3 protein-coding genes are annotated in these 1950 nt (G+C 28.1%); 2 read left to right on the top strand and 1 reads right to left on the bottom strand.

Annotated elements, in window-relative coordinates; translation table 11 throughout:
• Positions 1-192: 192 nt before the first annotated feature.
• Complete coding sequence (locus C4R78_RS09330; protein ID WP_103896765.1) at positions 193-612, bottom strand: DUF3842 family protein; 420 nt, start codon at positions 610-612, stop codon at positions 193-195.
• 133 nt (positions 613-745) lie between these two features.
• Between C4R78_RS09330 and C4R78_RS09325 the strand changes: the two genes are divergently transcribed.
• Together C4R78_RS09325 and C4R78_RS09320 are read left to right on the top strand one after the other, a co-directional pair.
• Entirely contained in the window at positions 746-1285 is a 540-nt protein-coding gene (locus C4R78_RS09325; RefSeq protein WP_341456819.1) for an ECF transporter S component, read from the top strand.
• Position 1286: 1 nt separating this feature from the next.
• Positions 1287-1859, top strand: a complete 573-nt coding sequence (locus C4R78_RS09320) for a class I SAM-dependent methyltransferase (RefSeq protein WP_103896763.1) — start codon at positions 1287-1289, stop codon at positions 1857-1859.
• The last annotated feature ends 91 nt before the right edge of the window (positions 1860-1950 follow it).

Genomic DNA, 1950 nt, shown 5'->3' with positions numbered 1-1950 from the left:
CTCCTATTTATATGCTGGTCGCTTCGCCACTGTTCAGTTTTCAAAGGTCATTCACCGTCGCCCTCGCGACGACATGTTATATATTAGCACGGTTTAGGTTTATTAACTTAATTATTAAAGCTTATTTAATTAATTTAAATTAACTTTTCTTTGATTTTCTCAATTTTTCTTCATATTTTTTATATCGACACGCTAGGTAGCGTATATTTCAAGATTCTTTATTATTTCCTTTATAATATCCTTTATGGCTAAATCCTTTGTTCCTGGAATATATATTCCATGTTTTTGTAATGGAATTATATATTTAACACAATCTAACTTAAATATAGCATTAGATAACTCCCTTGTAATCTCTCCATTTATTCCACCATCAATTAATATCCCTATAGGGCCTACAATGGCATCTAATTTATGTTCTAAAAGAAATCTAACTATATCTTTTTCACCAACATATTTCTCATCTGCACCATTTTTTATCATATTGTTAGCAGCAACTTCATTCGTCCCAAGAGCAAATATATATACTTTATTTTTTAAAACCTTTTTACATTCTTTTATAAAAGTTCTCCCTATTCCCGCACCTTGTCCATCTATTACTGCTATTTTTAACATAATAACCTCCTTTAAGCTTTTTTCTTAATTATATCACAAAATCATATTGACTTTTAAATTTAAAGTATTATAAAATTGTTTTAGTAAAATTAAATACAAAATACAAAAGCCCACGAAGGGTTTAAAACCTTTCATGGGCTTTTTATATTTGAAAGGAGGTATTTTAATGAATAAAACAACCAAACTAATTAAAGCAGGTTTTTTTATCTCATTAGCTTTATTAATTCCCTATATTTTTCATTCAGCTGGATTGGCAGGAGCTATATTTTTGCCTATGCACCTTCCTGTATTATTGGCAGGATTTATATTAGGTAAAAAATACGGATTAGCAGTAGGATTTATATCTCCTATTTTAAGTTCAATACTTACAGATATGCCACCTTTATATCCAACATCATTTGCAATGGCCTTTGAACTTGCAACATATGGATTTATAACAGGCCTTTTATATAATGATAAAAAAATGAATATATTTACTTCTTTAATTTTAGCTATGCTCTTTGGAAGATTTGTATCAGCTATTGCAAATATCCTTCTTTTAAACTTTGTAGGTAAAAAGTTTATATTAAAAGCCTTTTTAGCATCTGCCTTTATAACTCCAATATGGGGTATAATAATACAGCTAATTCTAATTCCAGCAGTAGTAAACATTTATAAAAAAAGGGTGGGATAAAATGAAGGTAAGAGAATTTTTTAATAACATAGCCAATAAATGGGATGAAATTGCTAAACATGATGAAAACAAATTGAAAAAAATAATACATTTATCTAAAGTAAAACCAAATTCAAAAATATTAGATGTTGGAACTGGAACAGGCATATTATTAAAATACCTTCTTGAAACAAATCCACAAAAAATAACAGCAATAGATATTTCAGAAAATATGATAGAAAAAGCAAAGGAAAAATTTGATGATAAAAGACTAGAATTTATAGTATCAGATATATTTGATTTTAACCAAAAAGGATACGACTATATATTTTTATATTCTGTTTATCCACATATACAGAATAAAGAATTATTATTTAAACATCTATCCCATTTATTAAATTCAAATGGAAAAGTCATTATAGCCCATTCAGAAAGCAAAGAAAAAATTAATGAAATTCACAAACAAAATCCTATTTTTGAAAAAGATCATCTTCCTCCTGTTGAAGTAACAGAAAATATAATGAAAAAATACTTTGAAATAGATGAAAAAATAGACGACCAAGATATGTATTACATTTCAGGAATAAAAAAATAAAAGGAGAAGGCATTCACCTTCTCCTTTTATTTATGGTGACCCCTAGGGGATTCGAACCCCTGTTACCACCGTGAAAGGGTGGTGTCTTAAC

Origin of the sequence: Caloramator fervidus, assembly GCF_900108045.1 — a bacterium.
Classification (GTDB): domain Bacteria; phylum Bacillota; class Clostridia; order Clostridiales; family Caloramatoraceae; genus Caloramator; species Caloramator fervidus.
The sequence above is the reverse complement of the archived record's forward strand: the minus strand, read 5'-3'. Positions and strand labels throughout refer to the sequence as shown.